At 36.3% G+C, this 24490-nt stretch carries 26 protein-coding genes; 18 read left to right on the forward strand and 8 right to left on the reverse strand.

The features are described from left to right. Positions 1 to 150 precede the first annotated feature (150 nt). From nusB to yajC, 3 genes are read left to right on the forward strand one after another with little or no spacing between them, the layout of a single operon-like run. The gene (gene nusB / locus HCO57_RS12855; RefSeq protein WP_167989345.1) at positions 151 to 1098 is read left to right on the forward strand and encodes a transcription antitermination factor NusB; all 948 of its coding nucleotides are present in this window, start codon (positions 151 to 153) and stop codon (positions 1096 to 1098) included. 41 nt (positions 1099 to 1139) lie between these two features. After that, positions 1140 to 1625 (forward strand): DUF1573 domain-containing protein, encoded by a 486-nt coding sequence (locus tag HCO57_RS12860; protein WP_167989346.1) that lies wholly within the window; start codon positions 1140 to 1142, stop codon positions 1623 to 1625. 10 nt (positions 1626 to 1635) lie between these two features. Beyond that, a complete protein-coding gene (gene yajC, locus HCO57_RS12865) occupies positions 1636 to 1929 on the forward strand; it encodes a preprotein translocase subunit YajC (RefSeq protein WP_136951285.1) in 294 nt (97 codons plus the stop codon). 43 nt (positions 1930 to 1972) lie between these two features. Here the strand turns inward: yajC and HCO57_RS12870 are convergent, their stop codons facing one another. Together HCO57_RS12870 and pepT are read right to left on the reverse strand one after the other, a co-directional pair. Continuing rightward, complete coding sequence (locus tag HCO57_RS12870; RefSeq protein ID WP_167989347.1) at positions 1973 to 2569, reverse strand: YdeI/OmpD-associated family protein; 597 nt, start codon at positions 2567 to 2569, stop codon at positions 1973 to 1975. After that, a complete protein-coding gene (pepT, locus tag HCO57_RS12875) occupies positions 2556 to 3803 on the reverse strand; it encodes a peptidase T (RefSeq protein WP_167989348.1) in 1248 nt (415 codons plus the stop codon). Before pepT ends, HCO57_RS12870 begins: the two co-directional genes overlap by 14 nt. A gap of 59 nt (positions 3804 to 3862) precedes the next feature. On the opposite strand from pepT, the gene HCO57_RS12880 reads away from it, so the two are divergent. After that, positions 3863 to 4318: a hypothetical protein gene (locus HCO57_RS12880; RefSeq protein WP_167989349.1), complete on the forward strand. Its 456-nt coding sequence runs from the start codon at positions 3863 to 3865 to the stop codon at positions 4316 to 4318. 44 nt (positions 4319 to 4362) lie between these two features. After that, positions 4363 to 5403: a quinone-dependent dihydroorotate dehydrogenase gene (locus HCO57_RS12885; protein WP_167989350.1), complete on the forward strand. Its 1041-nt coding sequence runs from the start codon at positions 4363 to 4365 to the stop codon at positions 5401 to 5403. Here the strand turns inward: HCO57_RS12885 and HCO57_RS12890 are convergent. After that, entirely contained in the window at positions 5400 to 5792 is a 393-nt protein-coding gene (locus HCO57_RS12890; RefSeq protein WP_136951280.1) for a Dabb family protein, read from the reverse strand. The two genes, HCO57_RS12885 and HCO57_RS12890, sit on opposite strands and share 4 nt — an antisense overlap. Before the next feature lie 69 nt (positions 5793 to 5861). Here HCO57_RS12890 and HCO57_RS12895 point away from each other — a divergent pair, with 69 nt between their 5' ends. The 7 genes from HCO57_RS12895 to HCO57_RS12925 all read left to right on the forward strand — a co-directional run bounded on the left by HCO57_RS12895 (position 5862) and on the right by HCO57_RS12925 (position 14225). After that, positions 5862 to 6488: a LysE family translocator gene (locus HCO57_RS12895; RefSeq protein ID WP_167989351.1), complete on the forward strand. Its 627-nt coding sequence runs from the start codon at positions 5862 to 5864 to the stop codon at positions 6486 to 6488. Between the two features lie 16 nt (positions 6489 to 6504). After that, complete coding sequence (locus tag HCO57_RS12900) at positions 6505 to 7374, forward strand: hydroxymethylglutaryl-CoA lyase (RefSeq protein WP_136951278.1); 870 nt, start codon at positions 6505 to 6507, stop codon at positions 7372 to 7374. A gap of 111 nt (positions 7375 to 7485) precedes the next feature. After that, on the forward strand, positions 7486 to 8709 hold the full coding sequence (locus tag HCO57_RS12905) for a DUF4856 domain-containing protein (protein WP_167989352.1): 1224 nt from the start codon (positions 7486 to 7488) through the stop codon (positions 8707 to 8709). Positions 8710 to 8816: 107 nt separating this feature from the next. Continuing rightward, entirely contained in the window at positions 8817 to 9953 is a 1137-nt protein-coding gene (locus HCO57_RS12910; protein ID WP_167989353.1) for an imelysin family protein, read from the forward strand. Further along, a complete protein-coding gene (locus HCO57_RS12915; protein ID WP_167989354.1) occupies positions 9954 to 11318 on the forward strand; it encodes an HTTM domain-containing protein in 1365 nt (454 codons plus the stop codon). It abuts the gene before it with no gap. Next, entirely contained in the window at positions 11299 to 13770 is a 2472-nt protein-coding gene (locus HCO57_RS12920; RefSeq protein WP_167989355.1) for a TonB-dependent receptor domain-containing protein, read from the forward strand. The genes HCO57_RS12915 and HCO57_RS12920 overlap by 20 nt, the downstream gene beginning before the upstream one ends. An 11-nt stretch (positions 13771 to 13781) precedes the next feature. Beyond that, entirely contained in the window at positions 13782 to 14225 is a 444-nt protein-coding gene (locus tag HCO57_RS12925; protein WP_167989356.1) for a heme-binding domain-containing protein, read from the forward strand. A 34-nt stretch (positions 14226 to 14259) separates the two neighbouring features. Here the strand turns inward: HCO57_RS12925 and HCO57_RS12930 are convergent, their stop codons facing one another. Beyond that, a complete protein-coding gene (locus HCO57_RS12930; RefSeq protein ID WP_136951272.1) occupies positions 14260 to 14505 on the reverse strand; it encodes a hypothetical protein in 246 nt (81 codons plus the stop codon). Between the two features lie 159 nt (positions 14506 to 14664). Continuing rightward, positions 14665 to 15039 (reverse strand): DUF6686 family protein, encoded by a 375-nt coding sequence (locus tag HCO57_RS12935; protein ID WP_245167592.1) that lies wholly within the window; start codon positions 15037 to 15039, stop codon positions 14665 to 14667. 119 nt (positions 15040 to 15158) lie between these two features. Here HCO57_RS12935 and guaB point away from each other — a divergent pair, with 119 nt between their 5' ends. Next, a complete protein-coding gene (gene guaB, locus HCO57_RS12940) occupies positions 15159 to 16631 on the forward strand; it encodes an IMP dehydrogenase (protein WP_167989357.1) in 1473 nt (490 codons plus the stop codon). A 60-nt stretch (positions 16632 to 16691) separates the two neighbouring features. On the opposite strand, the gene HCO57_RS12945 is transcribed toward guaB, so the two are convergent. Both HCO57_RS12945 and lysA read right to left on the reverse strand, forming a co-directional pair. Next, positions 16692 to 17201, reverse strand: coding sequence for a thioredoxin family protein (locus HCO57_RS12945; protein ID WP_136951269.1), 510 nt, complete (start codon positions 17199 to 17201; stop codon positions 16692 to 16694). A gap of 60 nt (positions 17202 to 17261) precedes the next feature. After that, the gene (lysA, locus tag HCO57_RS12950; RefSeq protein ID WP_167989358.1) at positions 17262 to 18503 is read right to left on the reverse strand and encodes a diaminopimelate decarboxylase; all 1242 of its coding nucleotides are present in this window, start codon (positions 18501 to 18503) and stop codon (positions 17262 to 17264) included. Between the two features lie 149 nt (positions 18504 to 18652). On the opposite strand from lysA, the gene HCO57_RS12955 reads away from it, so the two are divergent. From HCO57_RS12955 to HCO57_RS12975, 5 genes are all read left to right on the forward strand, one after another. After that, a complete protein-coding gene (locus tag HCO57_RS12955; RefSeq protein WP_167989359.1) occupies positions 18653 to 19294 on the forward strand; it encodes an LON peptidase substrate-binding domain-containing protein in 642 nt (213 codons plus the stop codon). A gap of 109 nt (positions 19295 to 19403) precedes the next feature. Continuing rightward, positions 19404 to 20597: an ADP-forming succinate--CoA ligase subunit beta gene (sucC, locus tag HCO57_RS12960; RefSeq protein ID WP_167989360.1), complete on the forward strand. Its 1194-nt coding sequence runs from the start codon at positions 19404 to 19406 to the stop codon at positions 20595 to 20597. A 409-nt stretch (positions 20598 to 21006) separates the two neighbouring features. Continuing rightward, positions 21007 to 21336, forward strand: coding sequence for a hypothetical protein (locus HCO57_RS12965; protein WP_136951265.1), 330 nt, complete (start codon positions 21007 to 21009; stop codon positions 21334 to 21336). A gap of 107 nt (positions 21337 to 21443) precedes the next feature. After that, positions 21444 to 21845, forward strand: a complete 402-nt coding sequence (locus tag HCO57_RS12970) for a TerB family tellurite resistance protein (RefSeq protein WP_136951264.1) — start codon at positions 21444 to 21446, stop codon at positions 21843 to 21845. 115 nt (positions 21846 to 21960) lie between these two features. Further along, positions 21961 to 22386 (forward strand): Hsp20/alpha crystallin family protein, encoded by a 426-nt coding sequence (locus HCO57_RS12975; RefSeq protein WP_167989361.1) that lies wholly within the window; start codon positions 21961 to 21963, stop codon positions 22384 to 22386. Between the two features lie 95 nt (positions 22387 to 22481). Here the strand turns inward: HCO57_RS12975 and uvrB are convergent, their stop codons facing one another. Further along, complete coding sequence (gene uvrB, locus HCO57_RS12980; RefSeq protein ID WP_167989362.1) at positions 22482 to 24470, reverse strand: excinuclease ABC subunit UvrB; 1989 nt, start codon at positions 24468 to 24470, stop codon at positions 22482 to 22484. Between the last annotated feature and the right edge of the window lie 20 nt (positions 24471 to 24490).

Genomic DNA, 24490 nt, shown 5'->3' on the forward strand with positions numbered 1-24490 from the left:
TTCATAATCACAAAGGGCCAAAGATAGCGTATCAACAGCAAAACAAATGTTATAAAACTGATAAGATAACATAAGGTCATAGGTGGGGAAGAAATATAGTACTACTTTTGCGGCGTTAATCAAATACTAATCAAAGAAAAGTTCTTTTAAATGCTAACAAGAAGGCATATCAGAGTTAAGGTGATGCAGTGTATTTATGCGTTAATCCAGTCAGAAGACGACTCATTGGAAAAACAGCAGAAATTTTTAAACGTGAGTATCGCTAATGTTTATAGTTTGTATTTGTTAATGTTGAGTTTGTTGTTAGAATTACACCAACTTGCTCAAAAACACGTATCCGCATCATCCAAAAAATATCTGGCAGATGAACAGGATAACTTTCCCAATAAAGAAAAATTTATCCATAACAAATTATTGGTACAGTTGGCAGAAAATTCGGCTTTAAAAGAGGCTTTAGATTCTAGAAAACTGAACAATTGGTATCTTAATGAAGAATATATTAAGATTATTTATAAAGATATGGTAGAGAGTAAATTGTACCAGAAATACATGCAATCTACCGAAAATAGTTACGAAGAGGATAAAGAAATTGTAATTGCGCTGTTTAAAGAAGTGGTAGCGCCCAACGACAAAATTTACGAGTATTTTGAGGACGATAAACTTACTTGGGTAGACGATATCCCTATTGTAAATACCTTTATAGTAAAGCGTCTTAAAAAGGCAAAGGAAGACAGTACTTTTAGTTTCTTTTTGCCCAAGTTGCTAAAAGATGAACAAGATATGGTCTATGCAAAAAACTTGTTGTCTAAAACCTTGTTGAATAATGCAGAGTGGGAGAAAGAGATTTCTGCCAAAACTCCAAATTGGGATAAAGATAGGATTGCAGAGATAGACCACATCTTACTTAAAATGGCTATATGTGAGTTTGTGCATTTTGCTTCTATTCCAGAAAAGGTGACCATTAATGAGTATTTAGAAATTGCTAAAGAATACTCCACACCTAAAAGTAGCATCTTTATTAACGGAATTTTAGATAAAGTAGTTAAGGAATACAAGGCCAATGGCAAGATGCAGAAAATTGGCAGGGGTTTACTTTAATTAGGAATTGATTATTTTTGAAGATATAAATACACCGAATCATGAAAAAAGTAATTTACGTAGTTGCTATGGGTGCCTTGCTAATAGGTACGGTTGCTTGTAAAGATAAAGCAAGCGCAAAGATTGTTGGGGAGAACGTAGAAACCGCTTCTGTTAGGGATGAGGGGGCTAAGAAAGTACCTGTGATGCAGTTTGATAAAACAGAGCACGATTTTGGTACGATAGAAAACGGTACTCCGCAACAAACTATTTTTAAGTTTACTAATGCTGGTGATGGACCTTTGATTATTACAGATGCAAAGAGTAGCTGTGGATGTACAATACCAGAGTATCCTAAGAACACGCCAATTGCACCAGGGGATTCTGGAGAGTTATTAGTGAAATTTAACGGTAGTGGGCAAAACCAAGTAACCAAAACAATTACAGTAACAGCAAATACCGCAAAAGGGTCTGAGTTGTTAAGAATTAAGGCATTTGTAACGCCAAAAGATGGAGCTGCTATTTCAGTTCCAATGAAAAAAGGATAAATATTTATAGATGGAAGCAGTACAACAGTTTCTTCCGCTTTTATTGATTTTTGTGGTCGCTTATTTTTTTATGATAAGACCCCAAATGAAGCGTCAGAAAGATGAGAAGAAATTTGCAGCAGAATTAAAAAAGGGTGATAAAATTATGACCAAGAGTGGCCTATACGGCAAAATTGTTGATTTGAATGACAATGATAACTCTTGCATTATTGAAACCATGGCAGGGAGATTAAAGTTTGATAGAGCCGCTATTTCTATGGAGGCGAGTAAAAAATTAAATCCTAGCGCTGTTGCTAAAAAATAATCCAAACTTTAATGGATTAAAAAAGCACCCTTAGGGTGCTTTTTTATTTTCTATACTTATCATTTAAGCCAATACCTGCAGCAATCAATGGTATTATTTTGGCAAGTCTAGTAGTTTTAGTTTTTTCTTGTTTGGCGCTGGTAATATATACTATAAATTCATTTTGCTTATAAGGTGAAAAGGCATTGAATTTTGAAGTTAAATTATTTCTTTCTAAACATACCACTAATACGGTTGGTAGTTGGTGTGGTTTTGTACTTTCTTTACTGGCTACGTGTACCTTACCTTCTTTTTGTTTGGCAATAGCATTATTTAGGTAAAGAAGTATTTGTTTAGCGTTTAATTGGTCTTCTCTAGTAAATTTCCAATGTCTCATGGCCTTGGTTTTACCTTCTTGGGCATTTTCCAAAATATTGAGCGGGTCGTCCATAAATACGCCGTTATAAAACCAAATTCCGAAATGAGATTTAAAGCGACAAATACCAAAAACATTTTTTTTAGCATAAGTGTATACTGGCATACCCCATTTACAGGTTTCAATAGCCTCAGTTTGCAATGCTAACTTCCGTAATGTTAATAATGCTTTTTGATATTGATGCGGAGTATTGTAATAGGTTTCTGCCGTTTTACTTTTTTCCATCCTTTTCTATTTGCGTGCAAGTAAGTTCACAGATTCTAATAATAACTTCTGTAGCTTTCTGCATACTTTCTAAAGGAACATACTCATATTTCCCATGAAAATTATGTCCCCCAGCAAAAATATTAGGACATGGTAACCCCATAAAACTGAGTTGACTACCATCCGTACCTCCTCTGATGGGTTTTATAATTGGGGTAATTCCTAAAGATTCCATAGCTTCCTTAGCAATCTCTATAATATGGAAAACAGGTTCCACTTTTTCTCGCATATTGCGGTATTGATCAGTAATGCTTACGTGTACCATAGGTTCCTTAAATCTCAAATTGATTTTTTCTGCAATAGCAGATAATAGCTCTTTTCTAGCCTCAAAATGTTCGGAGTCGTGGTCGCGGATTATAAGTGCTATACTAGCGTTTTCAATGCTTCCTTCAGTATGGTATACATGAAAAAAACCTTCTCTACCAGCAGTGTTTTCTGGCGTTTCATGTTTTGGTAATAGACTTATAAATTCATTAGCTAACTGTATGGCATTAACCATTTTATTCTTAGCATAGCCAGGATGTACACTTTTGCCACTAAACGTAACTTTTACTCCTGCCGCATTAAAATTTTCATATTCTAATTCACCCACTTGGCTACCATCCATGGTATATGCCCATTCGGCCCCAAATTTTTCAACATCAAATTTGTGAGCACCGCGCCCAATTTCTTCGTCTGGGGTAAAGGCAATCCTAATTTTACCGTGTTTAATTTCCGGATGATGAATTAAATACTCCATAGCCGTAATTATTTCTGCAATTCCTGCTTTATCATCTGCTCCCAGAAGGGTAGTTCCATCTGTAGTAATTAAAGTTTGCCCTTTATATTTTAGTAAATCCTCAAAATAAGAAGGAGAAAGCACTATATTCTTTGCGCTATTCAATACGATATCTTCACCGTCGTAATTTTCTATTACTTTAGGATGTACATTGGTACCGCTAAAATCTGGACTCGTATCAAAATGAGAAATAAAACCAATGGTAGGTACCTCTTTGGTAGTGTTGCTCGGCAAGGTTGCCATGATGTAGGCATTATCATCTATAGAAACCTCTTCTAGTCCAATTTGTTGTAATTCTAATACGAGCTTCTTGGCCAAATCCCATTGTTTATCTGTACTTGGTGTATTTTGAGATTCGGGATTACTCTGTGTATCAATTTTTACATAAGAAAGAAATCGGTCTAATAAATGTTCCATAAAAATGCATTTTATCAAAAATAAGGTATATTCCTGCTTCTATCTTTTTTCAACCCAAAATGAAATTATCTTACAATCATAAAATCATACTCTTTTCAGCAATTTTAAATGGCATTTTCAACATCAATATAAGTGCTCAAGAGACTTGTTTATTGGGTATAGGAGGTAAGGACGATGAAGCAATTATCGACTTTTTTAAGTTGACAGATACCCAACAAGAAAAACTTAGAAATTGGGGCGCAGAAATGAATTATAGGAATGAAGTACACCAGAATAAATTGAAATCCTTGTTGCGAAATCATCCTAAAGAAACTTTGGAAGACTTGCGGACCATGGCATACAAGCAAAAATCCTTATTAGATAGTATGGAAGCGAATATGAGGCTTGTAGATAAGCGTTTGTTGGGGATTTTTACCGTTGAACAGTACAATGCCTATGTGCTATTATGTAATGGTGTGCAACGTATACCTATTTATGTGGATAAGTCTTTTAACGAAAAAAAGCAGCGCCCTTGAAAATAAGGGAATAGAACCCCTATTTTTGCAAGAAATTAGACCTAATGTACAAAATTATCCTCCGTCCTGTTTTATTCCTGTTTGATGCAGAAACAGCACACCATATTTCTTTCTTTTTTATTAGGCTATTTTCCAGGTTAGGACTTACTGGATTGTACAAAAAAATATTCGTTTTTGAGGATAAGCGGTTAGAACGTGAAGTTTTTGGTCTCAAATTTAAAAATCCTATTGGATTAGCAGCAGGTTTTGATAAGGATGCTAAATTGTACAATGAGTTTGCAGATTTTGGGTTTGGCTTTGTAGAAATAGGAACATTGACCCCGAAACCCCAGGCAGGTAATCCTAAAAAAAGATTGTTTAGGTTGGTAGAGGATAAGGCTATAATCAACCGCATGGGCTTTAACAACAAAGGGGTTTATGATGCGGTAGAACGCTTAAAAAAGAAACATAGAGTCTTGGTTGGTGGCAATATTGGTAAAAACAAAGTAACTCCTAATGAAGAAGCTGTAAAAGATTATCTTATTTGTTTTGATGCTCTTTTTAGCCATGTAGATTATTTTGTAGTAAATGTAAGTTCTCCTAATACTCCAGGGTTGCGAGAATTACAAGATAAAAAGCCTTTATTGGAAATATTAAATAAGTTAAAAAGGCAAAATGCTAAGCTAGCCAAACAGGCGAAGCTAAAGGAAAAGCCGATACTTTTAAAAATAGCGCCAGACCTTACCAATGCGCAATTGTTTGATATTATAGATATTGTAAAAGAAAGTGCTATAGATGGTGTAATAGCAACTAATACTACCATTTCTAGAAAGGGACTAAAATCTCACTTAACCTTAGTAGAAGAAAAAGGAGGCTTAAGTGGTAAGCCACTTGCCAACAGAAGCACAGAGGTTATTGAGTTCTTACACTATCATAGTAATGGGAGTTTTCCTATAATTGCGGTTGGCGGTATCTTTTCTGCAGAAGATGCTTTGGCTAAATTAAAAGCAGGAGCTTCTCTAGTACAATTATACACTGGTTTTATTTATGAAGGTCCAGCCTTGCTTAATAAAATAAATAAGGCATTAGTTGCAAGGGAATTTTAGTTTTTAGTCCAATAATCTACCACTAAAACATCTTCTAGCTGGTTATCTAAAAGTTTTACAAAATCTTGATGCGCTGGGTGTGGTAAATATATTTCACGGTCCTTTTCACTTTCAAAGGTGACAAAAAAACAATGCGTAAAACCTTTATTTAGCCCTTCCGGACTATTATTTAAACCCCATTCAAAATCTTTAATAACGTGTATTTTTTGTGGTAGCGCTTTAAAGGCATTGCTTATTTCAGAAATTTTATTTGGACTGGTTTCTTTTTTAAAGGAAAACAAAACCATATGTCTTAGTAAACTGTCATTAGACTTTTCCATGCGCGTATATTGTGCTTTAATGGGTAATGCTAGAGTTAAAAACAATAGTATTAGTATGTAATTTTTCATTAGTTCATTTTTTATGGTAAGGAATTCTCTTAAATCTCTTTGTAAATTTAGCCTTTTAATTGCACGCAATTGAGTTACGAGATTCTTTTAGCATTCTGTATAGCTACGGCAACTTTAGCCATTGCTCCAGGGCCAGATAATATTTTTGTATTAGTACAGAGTATGGTGTATGGTAGAACACAAGGCTTGGCTGTAGTAGTTGGGTTAATGATGGGGTGTTTAATCCATACCAGTCTATTGGCATTTGGTGTATCTAGCTTAATTAAGAGTAATGAAACCATTTATTGGAGCATTAAAGTTTTTGGAGCAATCTACCTCTTGTATTTAGCCTTTAAAGTGTTTAAAAGTAAGGCTGTCCTTGATTTGAAGGCGAACCCAGAAGCTCAAAAGTCCAACGTGCAACTTTTTAAAAAAGGTTTTTGGATGAATGTCTTAAACCCAAAAGTGACCATTTTTTTTCTGGCTTTTTTTCCTGGCTTTTTATTTAGTGAAGAACTAAGCTATATATGGCAGTTTTACATTTTAGGATTTATTTTTATTGGGGTTTCATTTACAATTTTTGGTGCTATTGCTGTTCTTGCAGGTAGTATTTCTGATAAATTAAAACGATGGCGTTTAGCGCCTCATTTTTTTAAATGGTTGCAAATAGTAGTCTTTTTAGGTCTTGCCGTTTTTTTGTTGCTTTCTGGCAAATAGTAGTAATTTTGGAAGTATGACTAAACCGCAAGTAAAGATTATAGAGTGTCCTAGAGATGCCATGCAAGGCATAAAGCCATTTATACCTACTAAGGAGAAGGTGAGGTATTTGCAAGCTTTGTTAGGTTGCGGTTTTGATACGTTGGACTTTGGAAGTTTTGTTTCGCCAAAAGCTATACCGCAAATGCAAGATACAGCAGAAGTTCTGGGTATGTTAGATTTGTCTAAAACCCAAACCAAGTTATTGTCTATAGTGGCTAATGTGCGTGGAGCAGAAGACGCCTGTATACATTCAGAAATTCAGTATTTGGGGTATCCTTTTTCAATATCAGAAAACTTCCAAATGCGGAATACCCATAAAACTATTGCCCAATCTGTAGAAATTTTAAGCGAAATCCTAGAATTGGCGGATAAAAGTAATAAAGAGGTGGTAACGTATATTTCTATGGGTTTCGGTAATCCGTATGGCGACCCGTGGAATGTAGATATTGTGGGTGAATGGACAGAAAAACTAGCAGGTATGGGGAGTAAAATCTTATCACTTTCAGATACCGTCGGGAGTTCTACTGCAGCAGATATTACCTATTTATTTTCTAATCTTATTCCTAAATATCCAGAAATTGAATTTGGGGCACATTTACATACCACCCCTCAGCAATGGCATGAGAAAGTTAAGGCAGCTCATGAAGCCGGTTGCGTGCGCTTTGATGGTGCAATTCAAGGTTTTGGTGGTTGCCCCATGGCAAAGGACGATTTAACAGGTAACATGCCTACAGAAAAAGTCCTTTCTTATTTTACTGCACAAAAAGTGAATACAGGGGTGAATTGGATGGTGTTTGAAGCTGCCTATAATAAAGCAACCGAGTTGTTTTCTGCATATCATTAAAATATAATTTGATTATTATTTACAATAAGTCTAAATAAAATTTGTGTAATTCCTAAGGAGGAGTATTTTTGCAGTTGTTAAATTTATTTAAATCAAATCTAAATAAAAGTTATGATTAAAAAGATTCTTCCAGTAGTTGTAGGATTATCAGTTTTTACATCCTGTTCTTTAGACGACGATGGTGATGATGTTATAATTGATGAAATACAAATTGAAAATCCAGCCTCCTATACTTTTGAAAGAGATGGTGAGTCCACGGTTTCTTTTTCTGGCCAAACTACAAGATTAGATATGGGAGATGAGCTTTTGGCTAAGATGATGGACCCAACATCTACCTTAGATGCATTGCAGGCTATGTATGCGCACGAAGAAGGTGCAGCAGATTTTACTGATGCAGATTTAAATGCATCGGATAAGAACTTAATAACTAAAACTGCAGCATCTGCAGATTATTTCGCTGCTAATACTGCTGAGCAAAATGAAATTAGAGCTGACTTTAATTCTTGGTTACAGGTACAGGTAGAAGAGGTGTTTCCTAATTGGAATTCAGTTGCTACTGCTGGCGTAGCGGGGCAACTAGCAGATGGTTCTTCTACCAGATATGTAAATGCCCAAGGCTTAGAGATGAATCAACTGTTCAACAAATCTTTAATTGGGGCTTTAATGGTAGACCAAGCCATTAATAATTATTTAAGTACGGCTGTGTTGGATGCTGGTGATAACCCAGATAATAACGGTGCAGGCATTACTGAAGATGGTAAAAACTATACCACTATGGAGCACAAATGGGATGAGGCTTACGGTTATGTATTTGGCCAAAATGCAGACGCGGCTAATCCTAACGCAGATTTAGGAGCAGATAATTTTTTAAATAAATACTTGGGTAGAGTAGAGGGTGATGAAGATTTTGCCGGTATTGCAGATGATATTTTTCAAGCTTTTAAATTGGGTAGAGCTGCCATTGTTGCCAAGCAATATACCGTACGGGATCAACAAGCAGAACTTATTCAAGATAAAATATCTACTATCATAGGTGTAAGAGCGGTTTATTATCTACAACAGGCAAAATTAGAATTGGAAAAGGATTCTCCTGCTTACGGAACCGTATTTCATGATTTGTCAGAAGGCTATGGTTTTGTATACAGTTTGCAATTTACTAGAGATACTAGCAAGCAATCGCCTTACTTTAATAAAGAGCAGGTAGATGAAATGTTAGCGCAACTTTTAGGCGATGGTACTAACGGTTTATGGGATGTTACTCCAGAAACTTTGGATGCCTTGTCAGAAACTATTGCAAATGCCTTCAGTTTTACCTTAGAGGAGGCTGCTAATTAATTGAACAAAAGCGTTAATATTAAAAAAAGGGGAGTAAATATGTTAATATTTCAACTCCCCTTTTTTATATTTGTCCTCGCTTAATTAGAATAAATAAAAATTAGGAAATGAAAGGGAAGATTTGGATTTTAGGAGTAGTGCTTACTTCGTTCTTAGTTTGGGCCTGTAGTTCTGATGCAACAGATGATGGTAGCCAAGAAGATGATGGTCCAGTGAATGTTAGTTTTGACCGTGGTGCCATGCTGAGCAATTGGGCAGATAATATTATCATTCCTGCTTACGCGAATTTTAATACCAATTTTGATGCCGTCGTGGCTGCGAACGCCGCATTTAAATCAGATGTTTCAATAGAAAATTTAACGATTCTGCGTAACGCTTGGTTGACATCGTACAAGGATTGGCAAACCATTTCTATGTTCGAGATTGGTCCTGCAGAGGATAATGACCTACGCTTAAACATTAATATCTACCCAACAGATGTACCCGCCATTAAGAATGCTATTTCTAGTGGTACATACGGTTTTGATTTACCTTCCAATAGGGATACCAAAGGATTTCCTGCTATGGATTACCTGTTAAACGGTTTAGCAACTACAGATGCAGAAATTGTTGCAGTTTATCAAGATGCAACTGCCGGTCAAGCCCATTTAGATTTTTTAGAAGCTGTTGTGTTAGATATTCAATCTAGGGTTTCTACAGTAACAACCGCATGGACAAGCGGATATAGAGATACGTTTGTAGCTAATGACGGTGCTTCTGCAACTGCCAGTACAGACCGCTTGGTAAACGATGTTATTTTTTATTACGAAAAATTCTTGCGGGCAGGTAAAGTAGGTATCCCTATTGGTAAATTCACGGGTACTGCAGCTCCTAATACGTTAGAGGCTTTTTATAGTCCAGCAAATAGTAAAGTTTTATTGTTAGCTAGTTTAGATGCTTTTCAAGATTTTTTTAATGGTAATCATTTTCAAAGCTCGGCTAAGGGAGAAAGCTTGGCAAGTTATTTGGTGGCTTTGAATAGCGTTAAAAATGGGGAGGAATTAGAAAATTTGATTAACGCGCAGTTAGATAACGCTAGAGATTCCTTTGACAGTTTAGGTATTTTTAAAGAAGAGATAGAAAGCAATACAGCAAGTATTGCAGATGCGTATGACCAATTGCAATTGGTTGTGCCCATGTTAAAGGTAGATATGGTTTCTGCCATGAGTATTGCAGTAGATTTTGTAGATGCAGACGGGGATTAGATGATTGCTCAACTCCAAAAAAAAATAATACAACCTGTAGAGGCCGCCCCTTTGGCGGTCTTTCGTATTTTTTTTGGTGTAATGATGTTTTTAAGTATTCTAAGGTTTTGGGCCAACGGCTGGATAGAGAAACTCTACTTAGAACCCAATTTCCATTTTACCTATTATGGTTTTGAATGGGTAAAACCTTTGGGAAATTTTACTTATGTGTTATTTATAGTTTGTGCTATTACCGCCGTAATGGTAGCTGTAGGTATCAAATATCGTTTAGCAATAATGCTATTCTTTCTCAGCTTTTCTTATATAGAGCTGATGGATAAAACTACTTACCTTAACCACTATTATTTTATTTCAGTATTAGCTTTTGTAATGTTCTTTTTACCTGCGGAACGCTATTTTTCATGGGATGCTTATAAAAGCGAAAAAATGAGAGCAAAATTTATTCCAGCGTGGAGCATTTTAGTCTTAAAACTATTATTGGGTATTGTTTATTTCTATGCGGGTTTGGCAAAGCTAAATTCAGATTGGTTGGTTAAAGCAATGCCCCTAAAAATTTGGTTGCCTTCTAAGTTTGATGTGCCGTTTATTGGTGACTTTATGGGCTTAGAATGGGTGCATTATGCATTTAGTTATACCGGCGCTTTGTATGATTTGGCTATTCCTTTTCTACTGTTTTACAAGCCAACGCGCAAATTCGCATTTATAATGGTAGTCATTTTTCATGTGTTAACTCGGGTATTATTTCCTATTGGGATGTTTCCGTACATCATGATAGTTTCTGCTTTGGTATTTTTCGATGCTAGCTTTCATCAGAAAATAATAGAATGGATTGCGAAACGACTTAAGGTTTCCATAGCCCTTTTTCAAAATAAAAGGGTATATCAACCTAAAGGAATAAAGGCAAAATTAGCAACTGGAGTATTGGTTATTTTTATGGCATTTCAATTGATATTCCCATGGCGTTACCTTTTGTATCCGGGCGAATTGTTTTGGACAGAAGAAGGGTATCGTTTTTCATGGCGGGTAATGCTCATGGAAAAATCGGGTTACGCGCAGTTTAAGGTGGTAGATACCAAAACCAGCAAACAATTTTATGTTGATAATTCGGACTTTTTGACCACATTTCAAGAAAAACAAATGAGTTTTCAACCGGATTTCATTCTAGAATATGCACATTATTTAAAGCAACATTTTACTGCCCAAGGGCATAAAAACATCGCCATTTATGTAGAAAGTTATGTGTCGCTAAATGGTAGGCTAAGTCAACCTTACATAGACCCAAAAGTCGACTTAACTCAAGAAAAAGAATCATTCAAACCTAAAAACTGGATATTACCTTTTAAAGATGAGATTACAGGTATTTAATGCACTATTTGCACTTTTTATCGCTACTACTACTTGGGCACAGTTGACTATAACAGGTACCGTAAAAAACCAAGAAGGGGCAACTATTGCAGATGCAGAGGTGTATTTAAAAGAGTTACAAGAATTGCAGACAACAGATGACAAAGGCACATTTGCTTTTACAGATATACCTGTAGGTAAATATACCATTCTGGTGTTTTCATTGGAATACGAGGTGTATGAGAAGGAACTAACCTTTGACCAGCCTTTTTCAGTAGACATTACTTTAAAACCATTACAGGCACAACAGTTGTCAGAAGTGGTTTTATCCCAACAACGGGAAAAAGTTTTCGCCTTACAAAAACTAAAAACGGTAGAAGGTACCGCTATCTATGCAGGTAAAAAGAGTGAAGTAGTGTTGATGGATAACTTGGTAGGCAATTTAGCAGCCAATAATCCGCGGCAAATTTACAACCAGGTGGTTGGACTCAATATTTTTGATTATGGCGATGCAGGTCTGCAATTAAATATTGGGGGTAGAGGTTTAGACCCCAACCGTTCGGCTAATTTTAATACGAGACAAAACGGGTATGATATTAGTGCGGACGCCCTTGGTTATCCAGAAAGTTATTACAGCCCACCAGCGGAAGCTTTGGAGCAAATACAAGTGGTACGTGGTGCTGCTTCTTTGCAATATGGTCCGCAGTTTGGGGGTCTTATAAATTTTGTGTTTAAGAAACCGAATCCTACAAAAAAAATAGAATTGATTTCTAGGCAAACCGTAGGTTCTTATGATTTATTTACCAGCTTCAATAGTTTATCCGGTACTACAGGTAAGTTAAGTTATTATACTTTTTTTAATTACAAACAGGGAAGTAGTTTTAGGCCCAATTCTGATTTTAGTAGTCGTAATTTTCATACACATGTTGGATATCAACTGTCAGATAAAACAAAGCTCAGCGGAGAAGTTACGCTATTGGATTATTTGGCCCAACAACCAGGCGGCCTTACCGATGCACAATTTATAGAAGACCCATCTTTTAGTAATAGAGAAAGAAACTGGTTTGATATTGACTGGAAATTATACAACTTAAAATTAGAACATAGCTTTTCTGTACAAACAGATTTTAGCCTAAGTCTAACAGGTTTACAGGCATCACGTAGTGCACTCGGTTTTAGGACGAATAGGGTAAGCCAGCTAGATGACACAGAAGAACCAAGAGAGTTGTTGGTAGATGATTTTAGTAATATTGGCGCCGAGGCTCGGGTGTTACACAGATATAAAATACAAGATAAAGATGCAATAGCTTTATTGGGCGTTAAGTATTACCAAACTTACAACGAGCAACAACAAGGTCCTGGCTCTGCAGCGGCAAATGCCGATTTTAATTTTGCAACCACAGAGTTTCCAGATTATGAAAGACAATCAAGTTTTACCTTTCCTAATCTAAATTTTGCAGTTTTTGGAGAACATATTTTTAACCTAAACAAAAAGTTCTCTGTGACGCCCGGGTTTAGATGGGAGTATATTAATACGGAAAGCAATGGAACGTATAAGAATATTGTAAAAGACTTAGCGGGCAATACCTTACTAAATGAGGAAATTGCCGATGATAGAAATTTTGAACGTAATTTCTTCTTGTTAGGACTAGGACTCTCCTATAAACCCAATAGCAATTTAGAATTCTATGGTAATTTTTCAGAGAACTATAGGTCTATCACTTTTAGTGATATTAGAGTCGTAAATCCAAGCTTTCAGATAGACCCAAACATAAGTGATGAGTCTGGTTTTACCGCAGATTTTGGTGCACGTGGTAGAATATCAGATGTTTTATCTTACGATGCTAGTATTTTTGGCTTGTATTATGATGACCGGTTAGGGGAAATACTAGAAGAAGAGACACGTACCAACTCACAAGGCCAAGAAGTGCCAACAGGCCGTATCGTCCGTAAAAGAGGTAATATTGGTACTGCTTTTATCTATGGTTTAGAGACTTTTGCGGATGTAAATTTAAAGTCGTTGCTTAATTTTAAATCGGATAAAATAAAGCTCAACTATTTTGCCAACATGGCATTAACAGCTTCGGAATATGTAGATTCTGAAAGAATAGGGGTGGCGGGCAATGAAGTAGAATTTATTCCAGATGTGAATTTAAAAACAGGGCTAAGCTTTGGTTATGGCAATTTGTTAGGAAGTTTGCAATACACCTATTTAGAGCAACAGTTTACAGATGCCACCAATGCGGAACAAGATAGAACAGATAATCAAAGAGGGATAGAAGGGGCTATTCCAGCATATGATATATTAGATTTTTCTTTGTCCTATACCTACAAAAGATATAAGTTAGAAGCGGGTATTAATAACCTTTTAGATACTACTTATTTTACCCGTAGGGCAACAGGTTATCCAGGGCCAGGGATTATCCCAGCAGAACCCAGAACATTTTATGCTACCTTGCAAATCAAAATTTAAAATAACCAATCATGTTTAGAAAAATAGCTCTAGCACTTTTAATTGTATTTATTGCGTTGCAATTTTACAGACCAGATAAAAATACAGCAGAAGGCGATGTTGTAGCGGCATTTGAGGCAGAAACGATGCCGAATGCAGCAGTAAAAACCATTCTAAGACAAAACTGTTACGATTGTCATAGCAATAATACTATTTACCCTTGGTATGCAGAAGTGGCACCAATATCTTACACGATTGCCAATCATGTGGAAGAAGGCAAAGAGCATTTTAACGTATCTGATTGGTCTCAATGGGAGGTAAAGAAAAAGGACCACAAACTGGACGAGCTAATTGAAGAAGTAGAAGAAGGGCATATGCCAGAAAGTTCTTATACATGGTTGCATGGTAGCATGTCTGAGGCAGATGTAGAAACTTTAATAAGTTGGGCTAAAGAAGCCAGAACAAAATTAAAATAAAGAGAAAGGGAGGTAAAACCTCCCTTTTTTAGTATTAAGCCATTGCTTGTGGTGCCCAACTGGAGCAACTCATCTCTGGAGCTGCTTTTGCAGGGTGTGCACAGGATGGCGTATTAAATCTTGAGCATGTACCGCAGGTCATATTCATCTTTAGCGCTTGCTGCATATTAAAACTATCACACGTGTGTCTTTCCGTAACTTTAGTATGGTGTTGTGTACAGGTATGGTCATTTTGGTAATTGGTACAGTTAACGCAATTATTTGCTAATCTTATAGGCATAACATTTCTTTTTTAAGTTTCACTTAAAGGTACTAGCATTAAAGAGTGGAATCAATATAAATAGCTGTAAAACAGTTATATATATTTAGATTGATTAAAAAAAGAAAGCGGCCAAATACCAATGCCGCCTTCTGCCAAACCATAAATGAGAACAAAGGTTTAGTTGTATTCTAAAGAATACTCTATTTCTTTATATGAAAGTAGTCTGTGTTTAGGTGCCTGAGAAAGGAGTTCTTTAAGCTCACGAATCTCTACACGTTTCATTAAAATGATAAAATGATTCTTGCCTACAGATATAGGAATCTTTCTGTCGTGTGGAGAGCTTTGTAACTGTTGTTCCCAGTACAATACATCTATATCATACAAGTATTCAATAAACGTACGTAATTCCCACTCATACAATTCAAAACATAAATTGTTAAATACAAATTGAAAAAGCTTGCTTTTATGGCAGTACGTAAATCTACCATGTGCTGTTGTGTTTAGTATTTGTAGCGAAGGACATTTCATAAGCGTAAATCTATTTCTACTCAAATATATCTATTATTTATAATAAGTCTTAATAAAATTAATATAAAATTGATTAACTTTAGGTAAATTATTGTAGTCCTATTTATTGTGGTATATTTGCACGCAATTAATCCGTAATTGCAATGGAATTTCACCAAAACAAAATTGTTGGCGAAGGTTTAACCTATGATGATGTACTTTTAGTACCCGCCTTCTCAGAAGTACTTCCTAGAGAAGTAGACATCACCTCTAAATTTTCTCGTAACATAGCTATCAACGTACCAGTGGTATCTGCTGCTATGGATACGGTTACCGAGTCTAAGATGGCAATTGCCATGGCTAGAGAAGGAGGTATTGGTGTGCTACACAAGAACATGACTATTGAGCAGCAAGCACTCAAGGTAAGAAAGGTTAAAAGAGCAGAAAGCGGAATGATTTTAGATCCGGTAACCTTACCACAAGACGCATTGGTAAAGGATGCTAAAGCAGCCATGAAAGAACATAGTATAGGGGGTATACCTATAGTAGACGATGCAGGCAAGTTAATAGGTATCGTAACCAACCGGGATTTACGTTTCGAAAAAAATAACAATAGACCAATTTCTGAAGTGATGACTTCTGAAAACTTGGTAACAGCAGGTGTTGGTACTACCTTGGACCAAGCTGAAGATATTTTGCAAGAAAATAAGATTGAAAAGCTACCCGTTGTAAACGAAAATTATAAACTGGTAGGGCTTATTACTTTCAGAGACATCACTAAACTTACCCAAAAACCTATAGCTAATAAGGATCAATATGGTAGGCTGCGTGTAGCGGCAGCCATAGGGGTTACACCAGATGCGGTGGACCGTGCAGGTGCTTTAGTAAAAGCTGGTGTAGATGCTATTATAATAGATACGGCTCATGGGCATACTAAAGGTGTGGTCAATGTATTAAAAGAGGTAAAGAAAGCCTATCCACAAATAGATGTTGTTGTAGGTAATATTGCCACGGCAGAAGCAGCTCGTTATTTGGTAGAAGCAGGTGCGGATGCAGTTAAAGTAGGAATTGGCCCAGGTTCTATTTGTACTACACGTGTTGTAGCTGGGGTTGGTTTTCCTCAGTTTTCTGCAGTGTTAGAAGTTGCAGCAGCTATTAAGGGCAGTGGAGTTCCGGTTATTGCTGATGGTGGAATTAGATATACAGGTGATATTCCTAAAGCAATTGCAGCTGGTGCAGACACGGTAATGTTAGGTTCATTATTGGCGGGTACCAAGGAATCTCCAGGAGAAACTATTATTTACGAAGGTAGAAAATTTAAGAGCTACCGTGGAATGGGGTCTGTAGAAGCTATGAAAGAGGGTAGTAAAGACCGCTATTTTCAAGATGTGGAGGATGATATTAAGAAGCTAGTTCCAGAAGGTATTGTGGGGCGTGTACCTTACAAAGGAGAGCTTATGGAAAGTATGCACCAGTTTATAGGTGGCTTAAGAGCCGGTATGGGCTATTGTGGAGCAAAAGATATAGCTACCTTACAAGATTCTGGCAAGTTCGTGAAAATTACGTTTAGCGGCATTGCAGAGAGTCACCCGCATGATGTTACTATTACCAAGGAGAGTCCGAATTATAGTAGGTAGAATTTAATATTTAATAAAACAAAAAGGCGACCAACTGGTCGCCTTTTTTGTTTGGGTATTTTATTTACCGACACCGGCATAGGTTTTCCAATCTTTTTCCTTGTAAATGTTTTCACCAAAATATTTAGCTATTTGCATAAACGGCTCCACTTTCTGGTAACCCGGAACAGGAGAAAGCATCTTTAATTCTTGGTCCAAAAATACTACGGTTGGGTAACTTAATCTTCCTTGTAATAAGGCAGCAGCTAGCTCATGGTATCCTTTTCTTCCAGAGGGGACAAATTTAAATGTTCTTCCCTGGTATTCAATTGGGTCTTTTCCTTCAGCATCAAATTTAACCATGATAAAGTTTTCTTTCATGTAAGCGGCAACCTCTGGATTCTGAAAAGTGTCTTTGTCCATTTTCTTGCACCAGCCGCACCAATCCGTATATACATCTACAAAAACTTTTTTGGTATTCCCTTTGTTTTGGGTTAATGCAACTGCTTCTTCCCAACTTACCCATTCAATATCTTGTGCACTTACTGTAAAAGTAAAAAGCAGTGTTATAGCAAAAATCCAATTTTTCATATCCATCATTTTGATAAGTAGTCTACAGACTATATCAAAACTAACGAAAATTATGCCAGATTATTTTGCGTCTACGGCTGCAGGTGCTGCCACGAACAAGTCCTTAACATCCTTTTGATTTCTCAAAATATCATCAAAAGTTTCTCGTTCACGTATAAGCTGCGCTTTTCCTTGGTACCAAAGCACTTCTGCAGGGCGGTATCTAGAGTTGTAATTACTACTCATGGTAAAACAGTATGCCCCCGCGTTTCTAAAAGCTAAAATATCGCCCTCAGATATTTCATTAATTCTGCGGTTGCTGCCAAAAGTATCCGTCTCGCAAATGTAACCTACTACACTGTAGTAGCGTTCCTTGCCTTTAGGATTGCTTATGTTTACAATCTCGTGGCTAGAACCGTAAAGCATTGGTCTTATTAAGTGATTAAACCCTGAGTCTACACTGGCAAAAACGGTAGAGGTGGTTTGTTTTACTACATTTACTTTAGCAAGAAAATAACCCGCCTCGCTCACTAAAAATTTGCCTGGTTCAAAAGCCAAGGTTAAATCGCGACCATATTCTTTGCAAAACTGATTGAATCGTTTGGATAGTTTTTTTCCTAATTCCTCAATATTAGTCTCAATATCCCCCTTTTTGTAAGGAACTTTAAAGCCGCTACCAAAATCTATAAATTCTAAATTTTTAAAGTTTTTAGCGGTGTCAAATAAGATTTCAGAGGCATATAAGAAAACATCAATATCTAAAATATCACTACCAGTATGCATGTGGATACCGTTGATATTCATTTGAGTTAGTTCTACAATACGTAGTAAATGCGGTATTTGGTGAATGCTTATTCCGAATTTAGAATCGATGTGACCGACAGAAATATTAGAATTTCCACCAGCCATAACATGTGGATTTATGCGGATACAAACAGGAATATCTGGATGCTTACTGCCAAACTGTTCTAAAATAGAAAGGTTGTCAATATTTATTTGAACCCCTAGTGCTGCCGCCTCTTCTATTTCTTCTAAAGAAACGCCATTGGGGGTGTAAATAATAGATTCCGGTTTAAAACCAGCCAAAAGTCCTAATTTCACCTCTTGTATAGAAACGGTATCTAAACCGCTACCAAGAGAATTCATTAGACGTAAAATGGAAATATTGGATAATGCCTTAACAGCATAATTTAATCGTAATTGTGGAACTGCCTTAAATGCACTTGTTAATCTACTGTATTGGGCAGTAATTTTCTCCGCATCATACACGTACACTGGAGCGCCGTGTTCCTTTGCAATGTTTAGTAAATCTGTAGCTTTCATTTGTCGATTTTAGTCAAAACTATAATAATACCTTTTGTACGACAAAAAATCACAAGCAAAATAAATAAATAACACAATTTGTTGTAAATGCAACAAGCTGTTTTGGAGGTGAACGCTTTCCGTATTATTTTTGATAATATTTAAGCTGTATGAGACTGCCTTTCTTTCCTTTAAAATCAATTTTCTTTCCAGGTGAAACTGTGCCTATTCATGTGTTTGAGGAGCGTTACCAACAACTTATAAAAGATTGCCGTAAAGAAGCGATTACGTTTGGGGTTCCCGTATATCACAATAAAGAAATGCATTATGGTACAGAGGTGCAATTAGTTGAGGTTGTAAACACTTATGATGGAGGGGAAATGGATGTGCTTTGTGTTGCTAGACAAGTATTTAAAGTGAAAAGCTTTGAACCAAATATGGAAGACCGTTTGTATGCAGGGGGTGTGGTAGAGTTTTTAGAAACTATTTATGATGCTACTGCTGCAGAAAGAAAAAAAGTATACGATAAGATTAGACTATTATACAAATTAATGCAGGTTGCTTTTCCGCCCGTGCCTTTTGATAAATTTAATAGCTATGCTTTTGCTCACAAAATGGGCTTGTCTTTTGAGCAAGAGTTTAGTTTGTTAAAAATGAATAGAGAAACCGATAGATTACGTTTTCTTAATTCGCATTTGGAAGACACCATAGCAGTGCTCAAAAAAATTGACCATACTAAAATGGTGATAGAAATGAATGGGCATTTTAAAAATTTTGACCCGTTAGATTTTAAAGATTATGGACTTAAATAGACCGTGCTAAGGTATTTAGTACTAAACGCAAGTCAATTATTTCAATTTAATTATTAATTCAGGTCTTGGTTTCCTATTTTTGTTTTCTAAAATTTAACAGGATACACCTATGAACCTTCATGAATATCAAGGCAAAGAGATATTAGCAAGTTTTGGCGTAAGGGTACAACGTGGTATTGTAGCACACAATGCAAAAGAAGCCGTTGATGCCGCAAAACAATTAACAGAAGAGACCGGAACCGGTTGGCACGTAATAAAAGCGCAGGTCCACGCTGGTGGTCGTGGTAAAGGTGGTGGTGTTAAGTTGGCTAAAAACCTTAAAGAGGTAGAAGAGTTGGCAGGTAGCATCATCGGCATGAATTTGGTGACACCGCAAACCTCTGCAGAAGGTAAAAAAGTACACCAAGTTTTGGTAGCAGAAGATGTTTACTATCCTGGAGATAGCGAAACCAGTGAGTTTTACATGTCTGTACTTTTAAATAGAGGCACTGGTAGAAACATGATTATGTATTCTACAGAAGGTGGTATGGATATTGAAGAGGTAGCAGAAAAGACACCGCACCTTATTTTTACAGAAGAAATAGATCCTGCAACAGGTCTTTTACCTTTCCAAGCTAGAAAGATTGCCTTTAACTTAGGCTTGTCTGGTACAGCTTTTAAAGAAATGGTAAAATTTGTTTCTGCCTTATATAAAGCATATGTAGAAAGTGATTCTAGTATGTTTGAGATTAACCCTGTACTTAAAACATCTGACGATAAAATCATGGCGGTAGATGCCAAGGTTACCATTGATGATAATGCATTATACAGAAGAAAGCAGTATGCAGAAATGAGAGACCTTAGGGAAGAAAATCCCGTAGAGGTAGAGGCTAGAGCTGTTGGTCTTAACTACGTAGACTTAGATGGTAACGTAGGCTGTATGGTTAATGGTGCTGGTTTGGCAATGGCTACTATGGATTTAATTAAGATGGCGGGTGGTGAACCGGCTAACTTCTTAGATGTTGGCGGTACTGCTGATGCTAAAAGAGTAGAAGAGGCATTTAGAATCATCCTTAAGGATTCTAATGTTAAAGCGATACTGATTAACATTTTCGGAGGTATTGTGCGTTGTGACCGTGTAGCGCAGGGTGTGGTAGACGCGTACAAGAACATGGGAGACAGCATTCAAGTACCAATTATTGTTCGTTTACAAGGGACTAATGCAGAATTAGCAAAAGAAATTATTGATAATTCTGGTTTGGCGGTACACTCTGCTGTACAGTTCCAAGAAGCTGCAGATAAAGTAAAAGAAGTATTGGCGTAACTAACGTCTAAAGTATATGTTAAAACGGGTAATGTTTAGGTAACATTACCCGTTTTTGTTTTTCAAGGGTTTTCTTACTTTCCTTTGCATTTTTTGTAGTGTTTTACTTTGGGTGCAAACAATAATAAGTTAAATATTGCTAATTGTATTTTTTCCTTCTAAATCGCATATTCTGGTTATTAACTTCCGCTAATTTTAGCAAACTGTTACCAAATTTAAAGTTGTATTAATTAGCGCTTTTCCATTTTTCTGATGGCTGAATGGCTATTAATTTTGACTTCGAAATTGATGCACTATAGAGCTGATTAGAAAATTATGTTAAAATTGAATTTCATTGTAACAATCTAATTTTTTGGTCGTCTTTTTAGCATATTCATCAAATTATCAATCACATAAAAACGAATGTATCATGAAAAGAGTTAGTTTATTTTTAGCAGCAGCATTTTTATTTGTTGTAACCGCAAGCGCAAACACTACAGAACCTGCCAAGGTTGCAAAACAACTTTCTGGAGAAATCCATTCCATGTTAGAGGGCAATTCTTTTAAAATTGAAAAAGATCTAACGGCAAACGTAAAATTTACAATTAATGCGGAGGGTGAAATTGTAGTATTATCTGTAGAAACTGCAGATGCTGCGTTAGAAAGCTTTGTAAAAGGCAGATTAAACTACCAAAAAGTAGACGTGCAAAACGTTGTAGAAGGTAGATACTATACTGTACCTGTACGTATAGAAGCTTAAAAGCCAAGGAAAAATTATTGAATTAGTCAAAAAGCTCTGACCTTGTCAGAGCTTTTTTTATAACTAAAATCTAATTTTTTACGTTATAACCATAGAGCTGTTGTATTATGAGGAGTAAAGAGGAGAAATTAAGCATCTTAAGTGAACTTATTGCATTTGCCAAGGTAGACCAAGAAATTAAGGTAGAGGAGTACGATTTTTTATTATCCGTAGCGCATTTATTAGAGGTTAAGAAAGCTACCCTAGATAGTTTAATTAAAAAAGAGCGCAAAGTTATTTTGGCAAAAAGACAGGCAGACCGGATAATTCAGTTTCATAGGCTGTTGTTACTTATGAATATAGATGATGAGCAGCATTCTAAAGAAGTTTCTAAACTTTATAATATTGGTTTAAAAATGGGCTTGCCTCCCTCAGTAATTGGGCAGGTGCTAGAAATTATGCATCATTATCCAAATAAAATGGTGCCACCAAAAGTCCTAATAGATTTATTTAGGGCGCATTACAATTAAAAAAAGACAAAAAGACATGAATTGTGTTATATTAACTGTCAAAAAGACAGTGATTGTGTAATGGTATAATCATTGTCTTATTCATGGTGTATTTAATATTTAAAAATTGAAAACCATGAGTTTAGTAAAAAGAAATAATGTATTGCTGCCTAATTTGATGAATGAGTTTTTTACCCCAGATTGGTTTGGAGGTATGGAAAACTTTAAAAACAATGTTCCTGCCGTAAACATTAAAGAAACGGAAAAGGAGTTTGAATTAGAACTCTCTATTCCTGGCTTTAGCAAGGAAGATTTTAACGTGGAAGTAGATAAAGACGTGCTTACAATTTCTTCTGAAGTAAAGAAAGCAGATGAGCAAACAGAAGATAATTATACACGTAGGGAATTTAGTATTTCCTCCTTTAAACGCGCTTTTACGTTACCAGAGTCGGTGAATTCTGATGCTATTAATGCGGCGTATGAAAATGGAATTTTAAAGTTGACATTGCCTAAAAAAGAAGAAGCATTGCCAAAACCAAAACGCTTAATCCAAATAGGATAAAAATATGTTTGAGAACACCAACTAAAGGTGTTTCATGATGGTTGGTTTGTTTAGTTGGTTAGTTAGGAAAACCCTGCTTTTGGCAGGGTTTTCTTTTATTCTTTTTCTTGTAAGATTTTAATTTCATCTCTTAATTTAGCTGCTTCCATAAAGTTCAATTCTTTCGCAGCCTTTTCCATTGCTTTGCGTTTTTCTCTTATGAGCTTCTCTTTTTGGTCTGGAGTTAAATAATCCAAATCTGGTTCTGCAGCACGCATCGCTTCTTTTTCAAAATGATAGGTAGAAACCGAATTTTTAGCTAGAACATTATCTAAGCTTTTGTTTAGAGCTTTGGGAGTTATGCCGTGTTCCTTATTGTAGCTCATTTGTTTTTCCCTTCGGTAATTGGTTTCATCAATAGTTTTTTGCATGCTATCCGTTATTGTATCTGCATACATGATAGCCTTACCATTTAAATTACGAGCCGCTCTGCCCACGGTTTGCGTTAATGAACGATTACTTCTTAAAAAACCTTCTTTATCGGCATCCAATATGGCCACAAGAGAAACTTCTGGTAAATCTAACCCTTCTCGTAGTAAGTTTACACCCACCAAAACATCAAACAATCCCTTGCGTAAATCTTGCATAATCTCTACACGCTCCAAAGTATCCACGTCACTATGAATGTAACGGCAGCGCACATCAATACGTGTTAAATATTTAGTGAGTTCTTCTGCCATTCGTTTGGTTAACGTAGTTACCAACGTACGCTCGTCTAATTCAACCCTAGCCTGTATTTCTTCCATTAAATCATCTATCTGATTTTCACTAGGGCGAACTTCAATGATAGGGTCTAAAAGTCCGGTAGGGCGTATAATTTGCTCAACATAAATACCTTGACTTTTTTCTAACTCATAATCTGCTGGTGTGGCACTCACATATATTGCCTGATTTTGCAATGCCTCATACTCTTCAAACTTCAAAGGTCTGTTATCTAGTGCTGCAGGTAATCGAAAACCGTATTCCACCAAATTTTCTTTTCTAGAGCGGTCGCCTCCATACATAGCATGGACTTGGGGTATGGTTACATGACTTTCATCTATTACCATTAAATAATCTTCTGGAAAATAATCTAATAAGCAGAAAGGTCTTGTTCCAGGTTTTCTGCCATCTAAGTATCTACTATAATTTTCTATTCCAGAACAATAGCCCAATTCCCGAATCATTTCTAAATCAAAATTGGTACGTTCTTCCAAACGCTTGGCTTCCAAGGGCCTTCCAATTTCTTTAAAATAGTCTATTTGTTTCACCAAATCGTCTTGTATTTCCCTAATGGCATTTTGTAAGACATCTGGTGAGGTTACAAACATATTTGCTGGGTAAATATTAAGTGTGTTGTACACTTCTATGACCTTGTTGTTGTGTGGGTCTAATGCTTCAATCTCTTCAATTTCATCGCCAAAAAAATGGATTCTGAACGCATGGTCTGCATATCCTGGAAACACGTCAACAACATCACCCTTTACTCTAAAATTTCCATTTCTAAAATCGGCAGTAGTTCTAGCATATAAACTTTGAACCAGCTGTTGTAAAAACTTAGTTCTAGAAATTACCTGATCTCTTTGTATGGTAATTACATTTTTTTGAAACTCTATGGGATTACCAATACCATACAAACAAGAAACAGAAGCCACTACAAGCACATCTCTACGACCAGATAGGAGGGAAGAAGTAGCACTTAATCGTAACTTTTCAATGTCCTCGTTAATGCTTAAATCTTTTTCTATATAGGTGCCACTGGTGGGTATATACGCTTCAGGTTGGTAATAGTCGTAATACGAAACAAAATACTCTACCGCATTCTCTGGAAAAAACTGTTTAAACTCAGAATACAATTGCGCTGCCAGGGTTTTGTTGTGGGCTAAAACAAGGGTGGGGCGCTGAACTTCTGCCACCACATTTGCCACTGTAAAAGTTTTACCAGAACCTGTGACCCCGAGCAAGGTTTGGTGTTCTTCACCAGAATGGATACCTTCTACCAACTGCTTTATAGCCCCTGGTTGGTCTCCTGTGGGCTTAAACTCAGAAACTACTTTAAACTTCATACCTCAAAGATACGAAGGCA

The sequence above is a fragment of the Croceivirga sp. JEA036 genome, from assembly GCF_011882165.1.
Lineage (GTDB): Bacteria > Bacteroidota > Bacteroidia > Flavobacteriales > Flavobacteriaceae > Croceivirga.